At 68.0% G+C, this 21,171-nt stretch carries 13 protein-coding genes, 1 tRNA gene and 2 pseudogenes; 4 read left to right on the plus strand and 12 right to left on the minus strand.

Features of this window, described 5'->3' with window-relative positions; all coding sequences use genetic code 11:
* Window positions 1-3: 3 nt before the first annotated feature.
* The 4 genes from KOD61_RS07710 to KOD61_RS07725 all read left to right on the plus strand — a co-directional run bounded on the left by KOD61_RS07710 (window position 4) and on the right by KOD61_RS07725 (window position 6,821).
* The gene (locus tag KOD61_RS07710) at window positions 4-1,428 is read left to right on the plus strand and encodes a Y-family DNA polymerase (RefSeq protein ID WP_215218144.1); all 1,425 of its coding nucleotides are present in this window, start codon (window positions 4-6) and stop codon (window positions 1,426-1,428) included.
* Window positions 1,429-1,436: 8 nt separating this feature from the next.
* Window positions 1,437-4,544, plus strand: a complete 3,108-nt coding sequence (locus KOD61_RS07715) for an error-prone DNA polymerase (RefSeq protein WP_215218145.1) — start codon at window positions 1,437-1,439, stop codon at window positions 4,542-4,544.
* Between the two features lie 73 nt (window positions 4,545-4,617).
* Entirely contained in the window at window positions 4,618-5,448 is an 831-nt protein-coding gene (locus KOD61_RS07720) for an SDR family NAD(P)-dependent oxidoreductase (RefSeq protein WP_215218146.1), read from the plus strand.
* The gene (locus tag KOD61_RS07725; RefSeq protein ID WP_215218147.1) at window positions 5,445-6,821 is read left to right on the plus strand and encodes an aldehyde dehydrogenase family protein; all 1,377 of its coding nucleotides are present in this window, start codon (window positions 5,445-5,447) and stop codon (window positions 6,819-6,821) included. Before KOD61_RS07720 ends, KOD61_RS07725 begins: the two co-directional genes overlap by 4 nt.
* Before the next feature lie 69 nt (window positions 6,822-6,890).
* Here KOD61_RS07725 and pnp read toward each other — a convergent pair whose 3' ends face one another.
* From pnp to nuoL, 12 genes and pseudogenes are all read right to left on the minus strand, one after another.
* Window positions 6,891-8,999, minus strand: a complete 2,109-nt coding sequence (gene pnp / locus KOD61_RS07730) for a polyribonucleotide nucleotidyltransferase (protein WP_215218148.1) — start codon at window positions 8,997-8,999, stop codon at window positions 6,891-6,893.
* Between the two features lie 151 nt (window positions 9,000-9,150).
* Window positions 9,151-9,411 (minus strand): 30S ribosomal protein S15, encoded by a 261-nt coding sequence (rpsO, locus tag KOD61_RS07735; protein ID WP_215218149.1) that lies wholly within the window; start codon window positions 9,409-9,411, stop codon window positions 9,151-9,153.
* Window positions 9,412-9,584: 173 nt separating this feature from the next.
* Window positions 9,585-10,532 carry a tRNA pseudouridine(55) synthase TruB gene (truB, locus tag KOD61_RS07740; protein ID WP_215218150.1) on the minus strand — a complete coding sequence of 316 codons (948 nt, stop codon included), beginning with the start codon at window positions 10,530-10,532 and terminating at the stop codon, window positions 9,585-9,587.
* The gene (gene rbfA / locus KOD61_RS07745; protein ID WP_215218151.1) at window positions 10,529-10,894 is read right to left on the minus strand and encodes a 30S ribosome-binding factor RbfA; all 366 of its coding nucleotides are present in this window, start codon (window positions 10,892-10,894) and stop codon (window positions 10,529-10,531) included. The genes truB and rbfA overlap by 4 nt, the downstream gene beginning before the upstream one ends.
* 5 nt (window positions 10,895-10,899) lie before the next feature.
* A pseudogene (gene infB / locus KOD61_RS07750) lies at window positions 10,900-12,891 on the minus strand (translation initiation factor IF-2); the annotation flags it as partial.
* Between the two features lie 75 nt (window positions 12,892-12,966).
* Window positions 12,967-13,470, minus strand: a pseudogene (locus tag KOD61_RS13115) (translation initiation factor IF-2); the annotation flags it as partial.
* Between the two features lie 120 nt (window positions 13,471-13,590).
* Window positions 13,591-15,078, minus strand: a complete 1,488-nt coding sequence (nusA, locus tag KOD61_RS07755) for a transcription termination factor NusA (RefSeq protein ID WP_215218153.1) — start codon at window positions 15,076-15,078, stop codon at window positions 13,591-13,593.
* Window positions 15,079-15,082: 4 nt separating this feature from the next.
* Entirely contained in the window at window positions 15,083-15,679 is a 597-nt protein-coding gene (gene rimP / locus KOD61_RS07760; protein WP_215218154.1) for a ribosome maturation factor RimP, read from the minus strand.
* 235 nt (window positions 15,680-15,914) lie between these two features.
* A tRNA-Met gene (locus KOD61_RS07765) sits at window positions 15,915-15,991 on the minus strand.
* An 84-nt stretch (window positions 15,992-16,075) separates the two neighbouring features.
* On the minus strand, window positions 16,076-17,518 hold the full coding sequence (nuoN, locus tag KOD61_RS07770; protein WP_215218155.1) for an NADH-quinone oxidoreductase subunit NuoN: 1,443 nt from the start codon (window positions 17,516-17,518) through the stop codon (window positions 16,076-16,078).
* Window positions 17,519-17,566: 48 nt separating this feature from the next.
* The gene (locus tag KOD61_RS07775) at window positions 17,567-19,084 is read right to left on the minus strand and encodes an NADH-quinone oxidoreductase subunit M (protein WP_456307130.1); all 1,518 of its coding nucleotides are present in this window, start codon (window positions 19,082-19,084) and stop codon (window positions 17,567-17,569) included.
* A gap of 22 nt (window positions 19,085-19,106) precedes the next feature.
* Window positions 19,107-21,170 carry an NADH-quinone oxidoreductase subunit L gene (nuoL, locus tag KOD61_RS07780; protein WP_215218156.1) on the minus strand — a complete coding sequence of 688 codons (2,064 nt, stop codon included), beginning with the start codon at window positions 21,168-21,170 and terminating at the stop codon, window positions 19,107-19,109.
* Window position 21,171 lies beyond the last annotated feature (1 nt).

Raw genomic sequence — 21,171 nt, forward strand, 5'->3', positions numbered from 1 at the left:
ACCATGCTTTGGGCCTGCATCCTCCTGCCGCAACTGGCGCTCGACGGCGTCATGCGCCGCCACCCCGACCCCGACGCCCCGCTGGTGCTGGTCACCGGGCCGGCGCAGCGACGCGTACTGCACGCGGTCAACCCCGCAGCCCGGGCCGCCGGCCTGCGCGCCGGCCAGTCGCTCGGCGCGGCCCAGGCGCTGTGCGGCCATTTCGCCACCATCGAGCACGACCCCGCGGAGGTCGACCGCTGGCACGACTTCCTCGCCGCCTGGGCCTACCGCTACAGCTCGCTGGTCTGCCGCACCATGCCGTCGGCCCTGCTGCTGGAGGTCGAGGCGAGTTTCAAACTGTTCGGGCCGTGGCCTCGGTTCGAGGCGCAACTGCGGGCCGACCTCGACGCACTCGGCTTCCGCCACCGCATCACCCTCGCGCCGCACCCGCATGCCGCACGCGCATTGGCCAACGTCCATGACGGCCTGGCGGTCACCGACGAGGCACCGCTGCACAACGCGCTCGGGCAGCTGCCGGTGGAACGCAGCGGGCTCGCACCCGGCACCGCCACGTCGCTGCGCCGGATGGGCCTGCGCAAGCTGCGGCAGGTGTTCGCCCTGCCGCGGGCGGCACTCGGCAAGCGGGTCGGGCCCGATGCGCTCGCGCACCTGGACCGGCTGACCGGCACCCTGCCGGCCCCGTTGCAGTGCTACGAGCCGCCGGACGCATTCGAATCGCGGATCGAACTGAACTACGACGTCGAATCCAGCCAGGCGCTGCTGTTCCCATTGCGCCGGTTGACCGCCGACCTGGCCGCCTACCTGGCCGGTCGCGACGGCGGCGTGCAGCGCTTCATCGTCGTGCTGGAGCACGAGCGCATCGCCGACAGCGAAATCACCATCGGCCTGCTCGCGCCCGAGCGCAATCCAGCGATGCTGTTCGAGCTCGCCCGCGGCCGGCTGGAGCAGGCCCGGGTGCCGGCGCCGGTGCGCGGCGTGCAGTTGCTCGCGCGCGAGCTGCCCCCCTTCGTCCCCGCCGGGCGCGACCTGTTCGATGCCCGCCCGCAGCAGGCAGTGCCGTGGGAGCAACTGCGCGAACGCCTGCGCGCCCGGCTGGGCGACGACGCGGTGCATGGCCTGGCGCTGCGCGCCGACCACCGGCCGGAACGGGCCTGGCAAAGCGAACCCGCCCGCAACACCACCGCACCACCGCTGCCGCGCCCCGGCTGGTTGCTGCCGCACCCGACGCCGCTGCGCGACCACCACGTCCGCATCCTGGCCGGCCCCGAACGGATCGAATCAGGCTGGTGGGAGGCGGACGTGCGCCGCGACTACTACCTGGTCGAGACCAGCCTGGGCCAGCACGCCTGGGCGTTCCGCGCGGCCGGCGATCCCGCCGCCGACGGTCGCGCCGACGGTTTCATGCTGCACGGCTGGTTCGGTTGAGCACGGTCATGGGTCACCTGCCCGACTACGCCGAACTGCACTGCCTGTCGGCCTTCAGTTTCCAGCGCGGTGCCTCGGTCGCGCCGGAGCTGTTCGAGCGCGCGAAGCAGCAGGGCTACACCGCGCTGGCGATCACCGACGAATGCTCGCTGGCCGGCATCGTGCGTGCGCTGGAGGCATCGAAGCGGTCGGGGGTCAGGCTGATCGTCGGGAGCGAAGTGCAGGTCGAGGACGGTCCCAAACTGGTCCTGCTGGTCGAGGACAAGGCCGGATATACCGCGCTGTGCCAGTTGATCACCCGCGCGCGCCGCCGGGCATCGAAAGGCCATTACCGGTTGCTGCGCGAGGACTTCGCGGCCACCGACGGCCTGCTGGCGTTGTGGGTCCCGGGCGCGACCCCCGACGAGGGACACGCGGGCTGGACCCGCGACACCTTCCCGGACCGCACGTGGCTGGCGGTGGAGCTGCATCGTGGCCCCGACGACGACGCCCGGCTGGCGCAGCTGCGCAATGCCGGTGACCGCCTCGACCTGCCATTGGTGGCGGCCGGCGACGTCCACATGCACGTCCGCGGGCGCCGCGCGCTGCAGGACACGATGACCGCGATCCGCCACCACGTCACCGTCGCCGAGGCCGGCCACCGGTTGTTCCCCAACGGCGAGCGCCACCTGCGCGGCCGACGCGCGCTCGCGGCCATCTACGGCGCCGACCTGCTGGCCGAAACCGTGCGGATCGCCGGTCGCTGCCGTTTCGACATGCGCCGGGACCTGCAGTACCAGTACCCGCACGAGCTGGTCCCGCCCGGCCACGACGCCGGCAGCTGGCTGCGCCACCTGGTCGAGGAAGGCGCGCGCTGGCGCTGGCCCGAAGGCGTGGACGACAAGGCCCGCGGACTGATCGAGAAGGAACTCGCGCTCGTCGCCAGAAAGCGCTACGAGTCGTACTTCCTGACCGTGCACGACATCGTCCGCTTCGCCCGTTCGCAGCACATCCTCTGCCAGGGTCGCGGCTCGGCCGCCAACTCGGTGATCTGCTACACGCTGGGCGTGACCGAGATCGACCCGGCACGCATGAACATGCTGTTCGAGCGTTTCATCTCCGAGGAGCGTGACGAGCCGCCGGACATCGACATCGACTTCGAGCACGAGCGCCGCGAGGAGGTCCTGCAGTACGTGTTCAACCGCTACGGCCGCGAGCGCGCCGCGCTGACCGCGGTGGCGACGCAGTACCGGGGCCGCGGCGCGGTGCGCGACGTCGGCCGGGCACTCGGCCTGCCCACCGACATGGTCGCCGAGCTGGCCTCGACGATGGACCGCTGGGGCGGCAATGCGCCGATCGCCGAGCACCTGCGCGAACGCGGCTTCGACCCCGACTCGCCGCTGCTGCGACAGGTGGTCGCGTTGACCGGCGAGCTGATCGGCATGCCGCGCCACCTGTCCCAGCACCCCGGTGGCTTCGTGATCTCCGAGCACCCGCTGCACACCCTGGTGCCGGTGGAAAACGCGGCGATGGACGACCGCACCGTGATCCAGTGGGACAAGGACGACCTCGACGAGATCGGCCTGATGAAGGTCGACTGCCTCGCGCTGGGCATGCTGACCGCGGTGCGCAAGACCCTCGACCTGCTGCGCGCATCGGGCCGGCGCGACATGCAGCTGGGCGACATCCCCAAGAAGGACAGGCGCACCTACGACATGATCAGCCGTGCCGACACCATCGGCGTGTTCCAGATCGAGTCGCGCGCGCAGATGGCGATGCTGCCGCGGCTGCGCCCGAAGACCTTCTACGACCTGGTCATCCAGGTCGCGATCGTCCGCCCCGGCCCGATCCAGGGCGACATGGTCAATCCCTACCTGCTGCGCCGCACCGGCCAGGCTCCGGTCGACTACCCGTCCGAGAAGCTCAAGGCCGTGCTCGAGCGCACCCTCGGCGTGCCGCTGTTCCAGGAACAGGTGATGCAACTGGCGATCGTCGCGGCCGACTATTCCGGCGGCGAGGCCGACCAGCTGCGCCGGTCGATGGCGGCCTGGAAACGCCGCGGCGGGCTGGAACCGCATCGCGAGAAACTGACCAACGGCATGCTGCGCAACGGGTACACGCTCGAATACGCCCAGCGCCTCTTCGAACAGATCAAGGGCTTCGGTGACTACGGCTTCCCCGAGTCGCATGCCGCCAGCTTCGCCCTGATCGCCTATGCCAGCAGCTGGCTGAAATGCCATGAGCCGGCGGCATTCGCCTGCGCGCTGATCAATTCCTGGCCGATGGGCTTCTACTCGCCCGACCAGATCCTGCAGGACGCGCGCCGCCACGACATCCGCACGCTGCCGGTCGACGTGCGCTTCAGCGGCTGGGACTGCAGCCTGGAAGAGGACTCGCCGACGTCGCCACCGCCTGCTGCACGGCAACCGGCGATCCGTCTGGGTTTGCGAATGATCCGCGGCTTCCAACCCGAAGCCGCGCAACGCATCGAGGCCGCTCGCCGGCAACGGGCCTTCGTTGATGTCGCTGATCTTTGCGCCCGCGCCAGCCTCGACCGCCGCATCCAATCCCTGCTCGCCGACGCCGGTGCCCTGCGCGGCCTGGCCGGCCATCGCCACCGCGCCCGCTGGGCGATCACCGGAGTCGAACCGCAATTGCCGCTGTTCGCCCAGGCGCCGGCGAAGGCGGACGACGACCGGATCGTGCTGCCGCTGCCGAGCGCCGACGAGGACATGCGCGCCGACTACGCGATGGTCGGCACCACCCTCGGGCAGCATCCGGTATCAATGATCCGCAAGGCGTTGTCGGCCCGGCGCTGCCGCCGCTCGGGCGAAGTGGCCCGCATGCCGCACGGCCGCAACGTGCGCGTCGCCGGGTTGGTGACCCTTCGCCAGCGCCCGCAGACCGCCAGCGGGGTGGTCTTCATGACGCTGGAAGACGAGGACGGTATGACCAACGTCGTGGTTTGGCGCACGCTCGTCGAACGGCAACGGCGCGAGCTGCTGGAATCCCGCCTGCTCGCGGTCGACGGTCGGCTGGAGAGCCGTGACGGCGTGCAACACCTGGTCGCCCGGCGACTGGAGAACCTGACTTCGCTGCTGGGCGACCTGGATGCCCGCTCCCGCGACTTTCATTGACGCAGGCCTCAATACGCAGGCGCATGGCCGTGCGGCGCCGATGCATAATCGGGCGCATCGAGGGGAGAACCGCATGCAGACAGTCGAAGGCAGGATCGTCCTGGTCACCGGGGCGGCCATGGGCATGGGCCGGCTCTACGCCGAACGCGCCGTGGCCGAGGGCGCCGCCGCGGTGGTGCTCTGGGACATCGACGGCGAAACCCTGGCGGCCACCCGCGACGAGCTGGTCCGCCTCGGCGGGAAGGTCCACGCCCACGTCGTCGACCTCGCCTCGCTGGCCGACATCGCTACGGCCGCGGCCCGCGTGCGCGCCGAAGTCGGCGACCCGGACATCGTCATCAACAACGCCGGGGTGGTCCGCAGCAAGCACTTCTGGGAGCACGATCCGGTCCGCGACACCGAGTTCGTGATCCGCATCAACACGCTGGCGTTGATGCACGTCGCCCGCGAATTCCTGCCGGCGATGATCGCCACCAAGCGCCCGGCCCGGCTGCTCAACGTAGCATCGGCCTCGGGGATGCTGTCGGTGCCGATGATGAGTGTGTACACCTCGTCCAAGTGGGCAGTCATCGGCTGGAGCGATTCGGTAAGGCTGGAGCTGGTACGCGCCGGTCACCGCCACGTCAGGGTGACAACCCTGATCCCGAGCTACATCAAGACCGGCATGTTCGACGGCGCCCGCCCACCGCTGCTGACGCCGCTGCTGGAACCGACCGACGTGGTCGACCGGGCATGGCGGGCGATGAAGCGCGGCAAGCCGCGGCTGATGCTGCCGTGGACCGTGGCGCTGAGCGGCGCGCTGCGCGGACTGCTGCCGCAACCGGCCTGGGACTGGCTGGCCGGGCGGGTGTTCCAGGTCTATTCCTCGATGGACCACTTCACCGGCCGGCAGCCGCGCCCGTGAGTGCGCGTCCACCAAACGACCGGATCGACCGGCTGCGGAACACCTTCCTCAGCGGCCGCACTCGACCGCTGCACTGGCGCCGGCAGCAACTGCAGGCGTTGCGACGGATGCTGGTCGAACGGGAAGCCGAGTTCACCGCGGCACTGCACGAGGATCTCGGCAAGCCGGCGCTGGAAAGCTTCGTCACCGAAATCGGGTTCACCCTCGGCGAGGTCGACCACGCACTGCGGCACCTGCGCCGCTGGAGTCGCGGCTCGCGGGTGGCGGTGCCACTGGCATTGCAGCCGGCCCGTGCACGCAACGAGCCGCAACCGCTCGGGGTGGTGCTGGTCATTGCGCCGTGGAACTACCCGCTGCAGTTACTGCTGGCGCCGCTGTGCGGTGCGCTCGCTGCGGGCAATTGCGTGTTGCTCAAGCCCAGCGAGATGGCACCGGCCACGTCGCGGGCACTGGCCGCCGCGATCCCGGCATATCTCGACCCCGACGCGGTCACGGTGGTCGAGGGCGACGCCGCGGTCGCCTCGGCACTGCTCGAGCAGCGCTTCGACCACGTCTTCTTTACCGGCGGCGCCCGCGTCGCACGGATCGTCGCCAGCGCAGCCGCGCGCCACCTGACGCCGGTGACGCTGGAACTGGGCGGCAAGTCCCCCGCCATCGTCAGCGATGGCGACCTGACCGCGATCGCCCGCCGCATCGTCCACGGCAAGTTCCTCAACGCCGGCCAGACCTGCGTGGCGCCGGACCACGTGCTGGTGGTCGAACCGCTCGCCGACGAGCTGGTACGGCACCTGCGCCAGGCCTTGTTCGAATTCTTCGGGCCGGACCCGGCTGCCAGTCCGGATTACGGGCGGATCGTCGACGCGCGCCATTTCGACCGGCTGGCCGCGGCACTCGACGGCGTCGACCCGGCGATCGGCGGGCAGCATGACCGGGACCGGCGCTACATCGCCCCCACCGTCGTGCTCGATCCCCCGGCGGACTGGGTGCTGATGCAGGAGGAAATCTTCGGGCCGATCCTGCCGGTGATCCGGGTGCCCGACGTGGCCGCGGCGATCCGGCATGCCAGCCAGGGCGAGCCCCCACTGGCGGCGTACGTGTTCACCGGCCGCAATGACGTGCGCAACGCGGTTGAAAACGGCGTGCGCGCCGGGGCGATCGGCGTCAATGTCTGCGCCGCCCACCTGGCGGTGCCGGAGCTGCCATTTGGCGGCGTCGGCGGCAGCGGTATCGGCCGCTATCACGGCCGCCACTCGTTCGATACCTTCAGCCAGCTGCGGCCGGTGTTCTCCAAGGGCACGCTGCTGGACACGCTTCGCTTCGCCTACCCGCCCTACACGCGCTTCAAGTCACGCCTGCTGCGACGCCTGCTCTGACGGCGCCATCCGGAAACGAAAAAGCGGGCCGAGGCCCGCTTTTCCGTGTGTCCTGCAGAAGGCGTCGGCTCAGCTGGCCGGGGTGCCCTCGCCTTCCTCGATGGCCTTCATCGACAGGCGGATACGGCCCTGCTTGTCGACTTCCAGCACCTTGACCTTGACCACGTCGCCTTCCTTGAGCACGTCGCTGACCTTCTCGACGCGATCGTTGGAGATCTGCGAGACGTGCACCAGGCCGTCCTTCCCGGGGGAGATCGTGACGAACGCACCGAAGTCCATGATCTTGGCGACCTTGCCTTCGTAGATGCGGCCCGGCTCGACGTCGGAGGTGATCTGCTCGATGCGGTCCTTGGCGGCCTGGCCGGCGATCGCGTTGACCGAGGCGATCGTGATCGTGCCGTCGTCCTGGATGTCGATCTGGGTGCCGGTTTCCTTGGTGATCGCCTGGATCACCGAACCGCCCTTGCCGATCACTTCGCGGATCTTGTCGGGGTGGATCTTGATCGTGATCAGGCGCGGCGCGAACTCGGACAGCTCGTCACGCGGGTTGGTCAGCGCGTTGGCCATCTCGCCGAGGATGTGCAGGCGACCGGCCTTGGCCTGGGCCAGCGCGGTTTTCATGATCTCCTCGGTGATGCCCTGGATCTTGATGTCCATCTGCAGGGCGGAGATGCCCTCGCTCGTGCCGGCCACCTTGAAGTCCATGTCGCCGAGGTGGTCCTCGTCGCCCAGGATGTCGGACAGCACGACGAAATCGTCGCCTTCCTTCACCAGGCCCATCGCGATGCCGGCAACCGGCGCCTTGATCGGCACGCCGGCATCCATCAGCGCCAGCGAGCTGCCGCAGACCGAGGCCATCGACGACGAACCGTTCGACTCGGTGATCTCCGAGACGACGCGGATGGTGTACGGGAACTCCTCCATCGTCGGCATCACGGCCAGCACGCCGCGCTTGGCAAGGCGGCCGTGGCCGATCTCGCGACGCTTCGGACCCATCATGCGGCCGGCTTCACCGACCGAATAGGGCGGGAAGTTGTAGTGGAACAGGAAGTGCTCCTTGTACTCGCCCGACACGGCATCGATGATCTGGCCGTCGCGCGCGGTACCAAGGGTGACGGCGACGATCGCCTGGGTCTCGCCGCGGGTGAACAGCGCCGAGCCGTGCACGCGCGGCAGGATGCTGACCTTCGAGGCGATCGGGCGCACGGTGTCGAGGTTGCGGCCGTCGATGCGGATCTTGGTGCTGAGCACGGCGCCACGCATGGTCTCGTACTCGAGCTCGCCGAACTCCTTGGAGACTTCGGCGGGGTTCCACTCGTTGGACTCGATCTGGTCGGCCAGCGATGCCAGCACTTCCTTCTTGAGCGCGGAGATGGCGTCGCGACGCTCGGCCTTGTTGCGGATCTGGAAGGCGGCCGACAGGCGGTCGCCGATGGCACCCTTGAGCGCGCCGACGATGGCGTCGCTGCGGGCGGGCGCCGCCCAGTCCCACTTCGGCTTGCCGGCTTCGGCGACCAGCTCGTTGATCGCGTTGATCGCGACCTGCATTTCCTTGTGGCCGAACATCACCGCGCCGAGCATCACGTCTTCCGACAGCACGTCGGCTTCGGACTCGACCATCAGGACGGCGGCCTGGGTACCGGCGACGACCAGCTCGAGCTTGGAATCCTCAAGCTCGCTCTTGCTCGGGTTGAGCAGGTACTGGCCGTCCTTGTAACCGACCTTCGCGGCGCCGATCGGGCCATCGAACGGCGCGCCCGAAAGCGCGAGCGCGGCGGACGCGCCCAGCAGCGCCGGGATGTCGCCGTCGATTTCCGGGTTCATCGACATCACGGTGGCGATGATCTGGACTTCGTTGCGGAAGCCTTCCGGGAACAGCGGACGGATCGGGCGATCGATCAGGCGCGAGATCAGCGTCTCCTTCTCGGTCGCGCGGCCCTCGCGCTTGAAGAAGCCACCCGGGATGCGGCCGCCGGCGTAGAACTTCTCCTGGTAGTCGACGGTCAGGGGGAAGAAGTCCTGGCCCTCGCGCGCGGTCTTGTTGGCGACGGCGCTGACCAGCAGCACGGTGTCTTCAACCTTGACGATAACGGCGCCGCCGGCCTGGCGGGCGATCTCGCCGGTTTCCAGGGTGACCTGGTGCTTGCCGTACTGGAAGGTCTTGGTAATTTTTGCCACGTTGGGTTCCTATCGGTTCTGTGCGATCCGCGCAGTGCCCATGCCCTGCCCGGTCGGTCGCCGGCTCGCGACCCCGGGGACGTCCGACCGATCCGTCGTCCGACCCCGAAAACAACCGCGGCGCATCACTGCGCCGCGGAGGGTACTTCGATCAGCGGCGCAGACCGAGCTTGGTGATCAGCGCCTTGTAGCGCCCGGCATCCTTGCGGTGCAGGTAGTCGAGCAGGCTGCGACGGCGGTTCACCATCATCAGCAGGCCACGACGGCTGTGGTGGTCCTGCTTGTGCTCCTTGAAGTGACCCTGGAGCTGCTCGATGCGGGCGGTGAGCAGGGCGACCTGGACTTCCGGGGAGCCGGTGTCGTTGTCGCCGCGCTTGTTGTCTTCAATGATCTTGCTGGTGTCGATGGACATCTGGTATTGCCTCGTGATGCGCGACCTGCAGAACGCTGTCGCCGCCGGAAATGCCGACGCCGACGCACCGCCCGGTCCGCCGCTTGCTGGAAGAATGTTGCAGGTTTGCTTGAAAAAGCCTGCGAATTGTAGCTGGCCGCGACCGGGGTCACAAGCTGGAAACAACCCGTTCGTCAGCTCCCGGGCAGCTGAGTCGCCCAAGTGAACAGGCGCCGGGGATGCACCATCCCGGCCGCGTCCAGTTGCCCGAGGCCGAGCACGCGGCCTTCGCGTTCATATACCGCGACCAGCTCGATCGGGCCGGCGGGCCCGGCCTCGGGTTGCGCCGGGTTGCCGCGCCCGAACCGGACGGCCTGCGGGGCGTCCAGCTGGACCGACGGGAACTCGGCCAGCCCGGCCTCGATTGGCAGCAGGCAGTCATCCAGTGCGGGCTCGCCACCGGTTTCGACAATCCCTTGGAGTTGCTCCAGGGTGTACATCCGCGGGGCCCGGAACGGGTCGACCCAGAGCCGTCGCAGTACCTCCACGTGCGCGCCGCACCCCAGCGACTCGCCGAGGTCGCGGACAAGGCTTCGGACGTAGGTGCCCGAGCCGCACTCCACCTCCAGCGTGAGCCGCGGCCCCTGGCGCTCCAGCAGGTCCAGCGCGTGCACCATCACCTCGCGCTCCGGCGCTTCGATCGCCTCGCCCCGGCGCGCCTTGGCGTATAGCGGCTCGCCGCCCTGCTTGAGGGCCGAATAAATCGGGGCGCGCTGCACGATCGCACCCCGCAGCGGTGCCAGCGCGGCTTCGATCGCCGCGTCGTCGACTGTCGGCACCTCCCGTTCGCGCAGCGGCTGGCCGTCGGCGTCGTCGGTGTCGGTGGTAACGCCGAGCACCGCGGTGGTCCGATAGGCCTTGCGCGCGCCGAGCAGTAGCCCCGCAATCTTTGTCGCCTCGCCGAAGCAGATCGGCAACAACCCGGTGGCCAGCGGATCCAGGCTGCCGGTATGGCCGCCCTTCGCGGCCCGGAACAGGTGGCGGACCCGCTGCAGGGCCTGGTTGGAACTCACGCCCGCGCGCTTGTCGAGCAGCAGCAGTCCATCCAGCGGGCGGAAGACCGTGCGTGGACGCCTGCTCACTCGGCGTCGTCGACGTCCGCCGGCGGGTTCTCGCGCAACAGGTTCTCGATGCGCTCGCCACGATCGAACGAATCGTCGTAGTGGAAATGCAGCTCCGGCACATGGCGGAGCTTGACCGCCTTGCCAAGCTCGTAACGCAGGGGCTTCACGAGTCCCTTGAGGCCCTTCATCGCCTCGGCCGCGCGTTCGGGTTGCAGCGCCACCACGAACACCTTGGCGTGGGCCAGGTCACGGGTGACCTCGACATCGGACACGCTGATCGAGGGCAGGCCATGCTCGCGCACGGCGTCGTGCACGAGGGCGCCCAGCTCGCGGCGGAGCTGGGCGGAAACGCGGTCGGTGCGATGGAAGGTCTTGGGCATGTCGATTACAGCGTGCGCTGGACCTCGACGCGCTCGAAGCACTCGATCTGGTCGCCCGGCTTGACGTCGTTGTACTGCTTCACGCCGATGCCACACTCGGTGTTGACCCGGACCTCGTCGACGTTCTCCTTGAAGCGGCGCAGCGATTCCAGCTCGCCCTCGAAGATGACGGTGTTGTCGCGCAGGACGCGGATCGGCTTGTTCCGCTTGACCACGCCCTCGACCACCATGCAGCCGGCGACCGCGCCGAACTTGGAGCTGCGGAACACGTCGCGGACCTCGGCGGTGCCGATGATGTCCTCGCGGATTTCCACGCCCAGGATGCCCGATGCCACCTGCTTCACCTGGTCGATCACGTCATAGATGATCGAGAAGTAGCGCAGGTCGACGCCGTTGGTCTCGATGACCTTGCGCGCGGACGCGTCGGCACGGACGTTGAAGCCGATGATGGTGGCCTTGGAGGTCGACGCCAGCTGCGCGTCGGACTCGGTGATGCCGCCCACGCCCGAGCCGATGACGTTGATCCGGATCGCCTCGGTCGACAGCGCGGTGAGCGCTTCCTTCAGCGCCTGCACCGAACCCTGCACGTCGGCCTTGATGATCAGCGGCAGGCTGAGCTGGCCTTCGCCGGTGCCCAGCTGCGCCATGATGTCCTCCATCCGGTTGCCGCCCTGCGCAACCAGGCGCGACTCGCGGCGCTTGGCGTCACGCTGCTGGGCGACGTCCTTGGCCAGGCGCTCGTCCTCGACCACGACGAAATCGTCGCCGGCGTCGGGCACGCCCGACAGGCCCAGGACCTGCACCGGGATGGACGGACCGGCCGACTCGACCTGCGAACCGGTCTCGTCGAACAGTGCACGCACGCGGCCAAACTGCACGCCGCACACGAGGTAGTCGCCCTTCTTGAGCTCGCCCTGCTGGACCAGCACGGTCGCGACCGGGCCGCGGCCCTTGTCGAGTGCTGATTCGATCACCACGCCGCTCGCGCGGCCCTCGGACACGGCCTGCAGCTCGAGGACCTCGGCCTGCAGCGAGATGGCATCCAGCAGCCCGTCGACGTTCTGGCCGGTCTTGGCCGACAGCTCGACGAACTGGGTGTCGCCACCGAACTCCTCGGCCACGACTTCGTGCTCGAGCAATTCGTTCTTGACCTTCTGCGGGTCGGCGTCGGACTTGTCGATCTTGTTGACCGCGATGATCAGCGGCACGCCGGCGGCCTTGGCGTGTTGCACCGCCTCGATGGTCTGCGGCTTGACACCGTCATCGGCTGCGACCACCAGCACCACGATGTCGGTGAGCTTCGCGCCGCGGGCACGCATCGACGAGAACGCCGCGTGGCCCGGGGTGTCGAGGAAGCTGATGACGCCCTTGCCGGTTTCGACGTGGTACGCACCGATGTGCTGGGTGATCCCACCGGCCTCGCCCGTGGCAACCTTGGTGCGGCGGATGTAATCCAGCAGCGAGGTCTTGCCGTGGTCGACGTGGCCCATGATGGTAACGACCGGCGGACGCGCGACCTTGTCGCCCTCGACGCTCTCGACGTGGGCAAGCAGCTCGTTCTCTACGTCGGACGCATCGGCTCGCACCACGTTGTGGCCGAGCTCCTCGGTCACCAGCGCGGCGGTGTCATGGTCGATGCTCTGGGTGATGGTGGCCATCACGCCCATCTTGAACAGGGCCTTGACCACCTCACCGCCCTTGAGCGCCATCTTCTGCGCCAGGTCGGCCACGGTGATGGTCTCGCCGATGGCGACGTCGCGCACGATCGGCGCGGTCGGCCGGGTGAAGCCGGTGCCCGAGCGTGCCTGGTCGGCGTGGCGGCGCGGCTTGGCGCGGCCACGGGTGCTGCTGGTGCGGCGCGCACGGTCGGAGGCGCTCAGGTGCATCTGGCCGGCGAAGCGCTTGGTACGGTCGTCGTCCTCCACGCCGGCGGTCATTACATGCGAACCGCGGGTCTTGTGGCGCGCCGTGCGGTCGTCGGTACGGGCCGGGGCCGGCTTCGGGTGGCCGTGGCCATGAGTGGCGGCCGGCTTGGCGGCGCCCTCTTCCTCGGCGACGGTCCCAGCCTCGGCGGCCGCGGCCACCTCGGCCTTGAGGCGCTCGGCCTCTTCGGCAGCCCGCTTCGCGGCCTCGGCTTCTTCCGCGCGGCGGCGGTCGGCCTCGGCCAGCGCCTGCTGCTCGGCGAGGTTGCGCTGTTTGGATTCCTCCAGCTTGCGCAGGATCTCCGCCCGCTCGTCGGTCGGCGCGGGCTGGTCGGCATCAGGACGGACAACGGTCACCTTCTTGCGCACCAGGACATCGACCGTCGCGCGGCTCTTGCCGCCACCGACCGTCAGCTCCTGCTTCCGGCTGCGGCTCAGGGTGATCTTCTTGGGGGCTGCGTCCTCGACGGCCGACTTGTCGGCCTTGCCGTGGGTGCGACGCAGGAAGCCGAGCAGCTTGACCTTCTCGGTGCTGGAGACGGCCTGGTCGGGATCGCTGAAGGGCATGCCGGCCTCGGCCAGCTGCTCCAGCAATTTCTCGACCGGCGTATTAACCAGCGTGGCCAGCTTGCGGATGGTGGTTTGCTGCGACATTCGGTTTCCGTGTCCTGTGGCGCGGGGACCTGCCCCGCGCGTGATCGTTCAATTCTAGCCCTGCTACCTCATGGGTGCAGTCCCGTGTTCATGGCGAAATCGTCGGCATCGCGTGCGTCCTTACTCGAACCAGTGCTTGCGCGCTTCCATGATCAGCGCGGCGGCCCGGGCCTCGTCGACGCCCTCGATGTCTGTCAACTCGTCGGTGGCGAGGTCGGCCAGGTCGTCGCGGGTGACCACCCCGCGTGCCGCCAGCGCGAAGGCAAGCTCGTCGTCCATGCCTTCCAGCGTAAGCAGGTCCTCGGCCGGCTGGTGCTCGTCGAGCTCCTCCTCGGCCGCCAGCGCCTCGTTGAGCAGCGCGTCGCGGGCGCGGGCGCGCAGCTCTTCGACGATGTCCTCGTCAAAGCCCTCGACCGCCAGCAACTCGCCGACCGGCACGTAGGCGATTTCCTCTACCGTGCTGAAGCCCTCGGACACCAGGATGCCGGCGATCTCCTCGTCGACCTCCAGCTTGGCCTGGAACAGCTCGCGGGCGGCGGCCTGCTCGGCCTCCGACTTCGCGGTGACCTGGTCCTGCGTCATCACGTTGAGCTGCCAGCCCGACAGGCGGCTGGCCAGGCGCACGTTCTGGCCGCCCTTGCCGATCGCCTGGGCGAGACGGTCCTCGGCGACCGCGAGGTCCATCGAGTGCTTCTCTTCGTCGACGATGATCGACTGCACCTCGGCCGGCGCCATCGCGTTGATCACGAACTGCGCGGGGTTGTCCGACCACAGCACGATGTCGACGCGCTCGCCGTTGAGCTCGTTGGTCACCGCCTGCACGCGCGAACCGCGCATGCCGATGCAGGCGCCGATCGGATCGGTACGGTTGTCGTGGGCCAGCACCGCGATCTTGGCGCGGTCACCGGGGTCGCGGGCGCAGGCCTTGATCGAAACCAGCCCCTGGCCGACTTCCGGCACCTCGAGCTTGAACAGTTCCATCATGAATTCCGGCGCGGCGCGGCTGATGAACAGCTGCGGCCCGCGGGGCTCGGTGCGCACGTCGAACAGGAAGCCGCGGACGCGGTCGCCGGCGCGCAGCACGTCGCGCGGGATGCCCTTGTCCTTCGGGATGATCGCCTCGGCGTTGCCGCCCAGGTCGACGTAGATGTTGCCGCGCTCCACGCGCTTGACGATGCCGGTGACCAGCTCGCCGACGCGGTCCTTCCACTGGTCGACGACCTGGGCACGCTCGGCCTCGCGCACACGCTGCACGATGACCTGCTTGGCGGCCTGCGCGGCGATGCGCCCGAAGTCCGGGTTCTCGATCTGCTCTTCGATGAAGTCGCCGACCTCGACGCCCTCGACCTCGTCGACGGCGTCCATCAGGCGCACCTGGCGGTCAGGCGATTCCATCACCACGTCGTCGGCCACGACCTCCATCCGGCGGAAGGTCTCGTAGCTGCCGTCCTTCTGGTCGATGGCGACGCGCACGAGCACATCCTCGTCGTGGTAGCGCTTCTTGGCGGCGGACGCCAGCGCGGCCTCGATCGCCTCGAAGATCACCTCGCGCGGGACGCCCTTCTCGTTGGCGACTGCGTCCACGACCAGCAACAGTTCCTTGCTCATCTCGTCACTCCGCCGGGGTCGGCTTGTCGGCCGCCGGCTTGTTGGTTGGTTTGTCGGATTGGGTGGTGTCCTGGCGGCGCTTGCCACCGGGCTTGGTGGGGGCCAGCCCCAGCGCGGCCCAGTCCGGGACCAGACGCGCCTTGTCGATGTTGTCGACGGCGGTGGTGAACTCCGCGCCATCGACCAGGAAAGTGATCTGGTCGCCCTCGATGCGGGCGATCGAGCCGGTCAGGCGACGGCGTCCGTCCTGCGGCAGCTTGAGCGTGACCTTGGCGGTCTGCCCCGCGAAGCGCTCGAAATGGGCCCGCGTGAACAGCGGCCGGTCCAGACCGGGCGAAGAGACCTCGAGGGTGTAGTTTCCGCTGATCGGGTCCTCGACGTCGAGCTGGGCCGACACCTCGCGGCTGACCGCCTCGCAGTCCTCGATGCCGACCGCACGCGGCTCCCCGTCATCACCCGCCTCGCCGGCGGGAACGTCGATGTACAGGCGCACCAGCGCCCCGCCCGGTGCGGGCAGGTACTCGATGCCCAGCAGCTCGAGCCCGAGCGACTCGACGGTCGGGGCCAGCAGGCGGGAGATCTCGGTCGCTTTGTCCGTCACGCGCTGGTACTCCTGCGGTTGCGACTGGCGGAGGTCCTGCGGACTGCGCGCTGAAGCGACGACGGGTCCGAGGGGCGGAAGCACGGCCCGGGGGCCGGAAACAACAAAGGGCCCGAGGGCCCCTTGTCCATACCGCTGGATGTCGGTGCGACGCGTGAGCAGAACGCGTCGCCAAGCCCGAGCCGTTGGCTAAAAAAGAAAGCCTCGCGAAGAGGCTTCCTTGATCAGCCGAAGCTGGTAGCGGGGGCAGGATTTGAACCTGCGACCTTCGGGTTATGAGCCCGACGAGCTGCCAGACTGCTCCACCCCGCATCAGGCCGTCCATGATAGCGACGGACTTGAAACTCCGCAAGCCTTAACAGGGATTATTTCCCTGCGGCCTGCACTTCCTTCGCCTCAGCCGGCGAAGGCGCGCTGGCACCACGCCATGATCGGGCTCCACGCCAGGCCCAGTGCAAGCAGCGCCACCGCATTGACCCCGAACACGATGCGCATCGGCCGGTTGCCGCTGGGTGCCGGCATCGTGCCTTGGGGCTCGTCGAAGTACATGGCCTTGACCACGTACAGGTAGTAGTACGCGCCCACCACCGCGAACACGATGCCGACGATCGCCAGCCACAGCATGTCGCCCTCGATCGCCGCCTGCAGTACCGCAAGCTTGGCCCAGAAGCCGAGGAACGGCGGGACGCCGGCCAGCGACACCATCGTGATCAGGATCATGCCCGCCAGCCACGGGCTGCGCGCGTTGAGGCCCTTGTAGTCGTCGATCCGATCGGCTTCGAAACCGCGGCTGGACATCACCACGATCGCGCCGAACGCGGCCGCTGCCATGATGGCGTAGCTGATCGCATAGAACATCGCGGCGGCGAAGCCATCCACCCCGCCCCCGGCAAAGCCCAGGAACAGGAAGCCGACGTGGGAGATAGTCGAGTACGCCAGCATGCGCTTGAAGTTGGTCTGCACCAGCGCGCCGAGGTTGCCGAAGGCGAGCGAAAGCACGGCCAGCCCGGCCAGCATCAGGCGCCAGTGGTCGTCCAGCGGACCCAGGCCGACTTCAAGCAGTCGGTAGGTCATGCCGAAGGTCGCCAGCTTCGGCGCCGAACCGATGAACAGCGTAATCGGGGTCGGTGCGCCGTGGTAGACGTCGGGCAACCACATGTGGAACGGCGCGGCACCGAATTTGAACGCGATGCCGGCCACCATGAACGCAACGCCGGTCACCAGCATGGTCGAAGCGCCGGAAGCCTGGGCCGCGGCCGAAATCTCGGTGAGGTCCAGCGTGCCCGTCGAACCGTAGACCAGCGACAGGCCGTACAGCAGCAGGCCGGATGCCAGCGCGCCCAGCACGAAGTACTTGATGCCCGCCTCGGAGGCCAACGGGCTGTCGCGGTCCAGCGCGACCAGCGCGTAGGAGCACAGCGCGAGCATCTCCAGGCCGACGTAAACCATCACCAGCGAGCCGGCTGACACCAGCAGCATCATGCCGAGCGTGGCGAACAGCATGAGCACCGACACCTCGCCCTGGTACAGCCCACGCTCGCGCAGGTACGGCCAGAGGTAGACCATCGCCAGCGCACCGATACCGGCGATGGAGATCTTCAGCACGTCGGCCGCGGTATCGCGCACGAACATGCCGCCCAGTACGTCGCCGTGTCCGCCGACACCGCTGGCAATCAGCGCGACCACCACCACCAGCAGCGCGATCGACGACAGGTGCGTGACCACCCGTCGGCCCGCGGGCAGGAACAGGTCGAGCATCAGCAGCGCGAAGGCGCCACAGACCAGCACCAGCTCGGGCAGCAGTGGCATCAACTCGGCAGCGGAACGTACTGCAATCATGGGCAAATCTCTGAAGGGTCGGCGTGGTGCGCCGAACCGGGTCCGGGTTTACAGCTTGGAGGCCGCGATCTGCATCGCGAGGTTGGCGATCGACGGTTCCATCAGGTCGGTCAACGGCTTGGGCCACACGCCCACCAGCAGCGTGCCGATGGCGAACACACCGAGCACGGTCCACTCGCGGCCGTCGATGTCCTTGAGGCTGGCGACGTTGTCGTTTGCCACTGGGCCCCACAACACGCGCTTGACCAGCCACAGCGTGTAACCGGCGCCGATGATCAACGTCAGCGCCGCGAAGAAGGCAACCAGCGGATGCTGCTGGAAGCTCGCCATGATCACCATGAACTCGCCGACGAAGCCGGACGTGCCCGGCAGGCCGGAGTTGGCCATCGCGAACAGCACGTAGAACAGCGCAAACCAGCGCATCGGCGTGGCGACGCCGCCGTAGTCGGAGATCCGGCGCGTATGCATGCGGTCGTACAGCACCCCGATGCAGGTAAACATCGCGCCCGAGATGAAGCCGTGGCTGATCATCTGGACCATCGCGCCCTGCAGGCCGAGCCGCGCGCCGTCGAGGTTGCCGTGGTCGCGCACCAGCGCGAACGCGATGAACACACCCAGCGTCACGAACCCCATGTGCGACACGGACGAATACGCAACCAGCTTCTTCATGTCGTCCTGTGCCAGCGCGACCAGGCCCACGTAGACGATGGCCACCAGGCTCGCGGCCACCACCAGCCAGGCCCACTCGGCACCGGCGTCGGGAACGATCGGCAGGATGAAGCGCAGGAACCCGTAGCCACCGATCTTCAGCATGATCGCGGCCAGGACGACCGAACCGGCGGTGGGCGCCTCGACGTGTGCGTCGGGCAGCCAGGTGTGGACCGGGAACATCGGTACCTTCACGGCGAACGCGATCAGGAACCCGAAGAAGATCCACATCTGCTCAGTGGCGGTGAGCGGGAGTGCGTACATGTCGGCCAGTTGCCAGCTGCCACCCTTCATGAAGAGGTAGATCAACGCGACCAGCATGAACAACGAGCCGAGGAAGGTGTACAGGAAGAACTTGATCGATGCGTACACCCGGCGCGGGCCGCCCCAGACGCCGATGATGATGAACATCGGGATCAGCATGCACTCGAAGAACACGTAGAACAGCATCGCGTCCAGCGAGGCGAAGACGCCGACCATCAGGCCCTCGAGGATCAGGAAGGCCGCGTAGTACTGGCTGACCCGCTTGTCGACGTTCCAGGCCCCGATCAGCACCAGCAGCGAGGTCAGCGTGGTGAGTCCGATCAACGCGACCGAAATGCCGTCAGCGCCCAGGTGGTAGCGGATGTCGAAGGCCGGGATCCAGGCGTGGTTCTCCACGAACTGCATCGCAGGGGTGGCCAGGTCCAGCCCGGTGAACAGCGGCACCGTCAGCAACAGGGTCAGCGCCGCCACGCCGGTGGCGAACCACCGCGCGGGGTTGGCGCGGCCGTTGCCGAACGCGAGGGTAAGGAAGCCACCGATGATCGGCAGCCAGATCAGCAGGCTCAGCAAGGGCAGCGTGCTTGTAGCAGGCACAGGGGTCACGTCGCGGTCCTTGTCAGTTCAAAGTCGAGATGAGCACGGCCATCAGCACGATCAGGCCGAGGATCATCGCGAACGCGTAGTGGTAGAGGAAACCCGACTGCACCTGCCGGGCCAGCCGCGCGACCAGGCCAACAGCCTGCGCACTACCGTTGACCGCGATGCCGTCGATCACGTGGGTGTCGACCGCACGCGAGGCCTTGCCGAGCCGCAGGCTGCCGCCGGCGAAACCGTCGATCCACAGCGCGTCGAAGCCGTACTTGTTCTCCAGCACGCGGACCGGCCAGGCGAACGTGTTGCGCGCGCGGGGGGCCAGCTCGGGCTTCCACCAGTACATGACCAGCGCGAGCACGAAGCCGGCGACCGTCAGCCAGAACGACGGCGCCTTGACCGCGTGCAGCGCCAGTTCGACGGGGCCGTGCCAGAGCTCGGCCTTCAGCGTGGCCATCACGTCACGTACGGGATTGACCTCGATCGCGCCGAGGAAGAATGGCAGTTGCTCGACGTGGCCACTCCAGTCAGTCCCGAACAGCATCGGGCCGGCGGTGAAGAAGCCGATCAGCACCGACGGGATCGCCAGCAGCACCAGGGGAACGGTGACCACCCACGGCGACTCGTGCGGTTCGTGCACACCATGGTGACCGTGGCCGTCGTCATGGGCGGCGTGACCGTCGGCGTGCGCGTCGCGGAAGCGCTCCTTGCCGTGGAAGGTCATGAACAGCAGGCGGAAGCTGTAGAACGCCGTCACGAACGCACCCAGCAGCACCGCCCAGTAGGCGTAGTGCCCGATCCAGCCGGCACGGTCGCTGGCGGCGGCCAGGTGTGTGGCCTCGATGATCACATCCTTGGAGTAGTAGCCGCTGAACAACGGCGTGGCCACCAGCGCGAGCGTGCCCAGCAGCATCGTCCAGTACGTGATCGGCATGTACTTCTTCAGCCCGCCCATCCGGCGCATGTCCTGCTCGTGGTGCATCGCGATGATGACCGAGCCGGCACCGAGGAACAGCAGCGCCTTGAAGAACGCGTGCGTCATCAGGTGGTACACGCCCGCGCTGTAGGCCGACACGCCCAGTGCGACGGTCATGTAGCCCAGCTGCGACAACGTCGAATACGCGACCACGCGCTTGATGTCGTTCTGCACAATGCCGATCAGGCCGGTCCAGAACGCCGTGGTGGCACCAATGAACAGGATGAAGTTGAGCGCCGTCTGGCTGAGCTCGAACAGCGGCGACATGCGCGCGACCATGAAGATGCCGGCGGTCACCATCGTCGCGGCGTGGATCAGCGCGGAAATCGGGGTCGGGCCTTCCATCGAGTCGGGCAGCCAGACGTGCAGCGGCACCTGCGCGGACTTGCCCATCGCGCCGATGAACAGACAGATGCAGATGACCGTCGCGACCGACCATTCCTGACCGGCGATGATCGACATGGTCATGCCCTCGATCGCCGGTGCGTTGGCGAACACGGTGGCGTAGTCCAGGGAGCCGAACATCAGCAGCACGCCGGCGATACCGAGCAGGAAGCCGAAATCGCCCACGCGGTTGACCAGGAACGCCTTGAGGTTGGCGAACACTGCGGTCGGCTTCTTGTACCAGAAGCCGATGAGCAGGTAGGACACCAGGCCGACCGCTTCCCAGCCGAAGAACAGCTGCAGGAAGTTGTTGCTCATCACCAGCATGAGCATCGAGAAGGTGAACAGTGAGATGTAGCTGAAGAAGCGCTGGTAGCCGTCATCTTCGTGCATGTAGCCGATGGTGTAGATGTGCACCAGCAGCGACACGAAGGTCACCACCACCATCATCATCGCGGTGAGCTTGTCGACCATGAAGCCGACGTGCGCCTCGACGCCACCGACCTGGAACCAGGTGTAGACGTTCTCGTTGAACGGCGCCGCGCCCTGCCCCACGAGCTGCCACAGCACGTAGGCGGACATCGCACAACTGGCGGCGACGCCGAGGATCGTGACGCTGTGCGAACCCGCGCGACCGATCCGGCGGCCGAACAGGCCGGCGAGGATCGAACCCAGCAGCGGCGCCAGCACGATCGCCAGCAGCACCGACTTGGAAATGGCGTACTCCATC

Origin of the sequence: Lysobacter luteus (assembly GCF_907164845.1) — a bacterium.
In the GTDB taxonomy this organism is placed as follows: Bacteria; Pseudomonadota; Gammaproteobacteria; order Xanthomonadales; family Xanthomonadaceae; genus Novilysobacter; species Novilysobacter luteus.